Here is a 2,279-nt window from a genome sequence, read left to right on the forward strand (position 1 = left end):
GTCCAGGCCGAGGATCCTGAACAGTCCGGTCGACCAGGTGACCTCGGATGTGTCGAGATCCCAGCTCCAGGTGCCAATGCTGAACTTGTCCTCGATCACCCGGAGCCGCATGTCGGGCGAACTCAGTAGTCGCTTGGATGTTGGCATCGCTGGCTGCTTCGATGGTCGACGGGCGGTATCGGCGGCTTGCTACGTTCTGCTGTGAATAGAGCTCTCACCGAGAGGGCGGAAGAAGAATATCGGAACCTAGGAGACAAGCAGCTCTCTTCCGGATGCGATCACATTCCAACTTTCGTGACTGAGGCATGAATACGAGGGATCAATCTGATTATTTTCTCCATTCAGAGCGAGACAAAAAACACAATATGCTCACGCCACGCTCTGATTGAATATTTAATGCTCTACTTTACTGGGCTCGAACCAAAACAAGGAAATCGTCGATTCAGGTTGGAGTGTTACTGCTGAACCACGGTGAGATGCGAGGCGCGAAACAGCATGAGCAGGACGTCGCCGCGACGTGAAGCATGGTTGCGATGGCGAATTGTTGGACACTCGGGACTCCCCCCACACGGAGGGGGCTCAGCGCACAGGTCGAAGTGACGGACGGCAACCGCACGCAGCATGCCCGCTTCCGGGATGGTCGCGGCCCGACGCGCGAAGCGGATGCCGCCTGGCTGGCCGATGATGGCACCCCACTCGGCTGGCAGCCCCCCCCCACTGGCGCCGAGCAGCACCGCGGCCACCACAGAGAGTATTCGAGCTGGATTAGCGGAGCGGTCCTTGCGGGTGCCTCCCTGCGCGAAGCTGATGCGCCGCTCGCGAGAATCCGGCCTGGAAATCCGCCCCTTTGAACTGTGCCTGGAATGCAACGTTCCGCAGAGTTAATCGGCGATGAACGGTGGTTCGTTGCCTGCCTCACACCAGAGGCTATGGTGCGGACTCGGCCGGGGGGCAATTGCGTGTCATCAGCAGCGGGACTGGATGAGGTGTCGCGAGGCGTCGCGCTGCGGCGACCTTGTGTTGCGCGGTCACGTCCCGCCATGCTCGCCCTTCTCACCTTCGCACTGGCTGCGCCGGCTCTGGCCGATGGCGGAGCTGGCGGCGGAGGGGATGGCGCAGGCGGTGGCGACAATCTCACCCTTCCCGGTGACAGCGGGAACGTCGGCGGTAGCGGCGGGGGCGGCGGCGGGGGCGGCTCCGGCATAACCGGCGGCTCAGGCGGCAGAGGCAACGCCGGTATCGGCGGAATCGGAGGAGCCACCGCGGGAGCTGCGGGACAGGACGGGCAGGATTCCAACGGCGCTGGCGGTGGCGGCGGTGGCGCTCATGGCAGCGTGGATGTGGCGGCTCCCACCGGCAGCGTCTCAGGCGGCAATGGCGGCAATGGCGGCGATGGCCTCGCGGGAAGCGGCGGTGGTGGCGGCGCCGGCGGATATGGCGCGGTGATATCCGGCACCGGTGCGCTCGGCTTGCTCACGTCGACAACGACGGGCGGCAATGGCGGCAATGGTGGCAGCGGYCACTCGGAGGCCGGCAATGCCGGCAGCGGTGGCATCGGCTTGGCAGTGACCGGCGCAGCCGGCACGTCGCTCACGATCGGTGCCGGTGTCAGGGGCGGCGACGGCGGAGCTGGAGGGAACAGCACCGGCGCGACAGGCGGAAGCGGCGGCTCTGGCGGCGCCGGCCTGATCGGTTCCACTGGTACCAGCCTCGTGGTCAATGGCGCGGTGCGTGGTGGAGACGGCGGCGCCGGCGGCTCCGGCATCGTCCCGGGCTCTACCGGCCAGGCAGGAGCCGGCATCTCCGGTCAAAGCCTGAGCATCACGCTGGGCGCGAGCGGCTCGATCTCCGGCGGTCTGGATGGCGGCGGCGCCCGTGGAAACGCTCTCGCGCTGTCCGGCAACAGCAGCCTGACGGTCGCGACGGCCGGCACCGCCAATCTCACCGGCAACATCGCTCTCGGCGCCGGCACGTTGACGCTCGACCAGAGCAACGGCGTCGACATCACCATCGCCAACGCGGTGACCGGCACGGGCGCACTCGCCAAGACCGGCTCCGGCACGGTCACCCTTTCCGGCAACAACGACTACACGGGCGCAACAAGTATCCTGGGTGGGCGTCTGATCGCCGACTCTTCGACCGCGTTCTCGGCGAACTCTCATTACGGGGTCGCGGCTGGGGCGACGATGGAGATTGCAAGCGCTGCCGGGTTCGGCGCCACGGTGGGTGCGCTGTCGGGAGCGGGCAATGTCGTCATCGGCAGTGGCACCATGCTGAGC

At 66.2% G+C, this 2,279-nt stretch carries 1 pseudogene; it reads left to right on the plus strand.

What is annotated here, in order from left to right:
- Positions 1-1,040: 1,040 nt before the first annotated feature.
- Positions 1,041-2,279, plus strand: a pseudogene (locus AC1DRP_RS36270) (hypothetical protein); the annotation flags it as partial.

The sequence above is a fragment of the Allobosea sp. 01N443 genome (genome assembly GCF_056399325.1).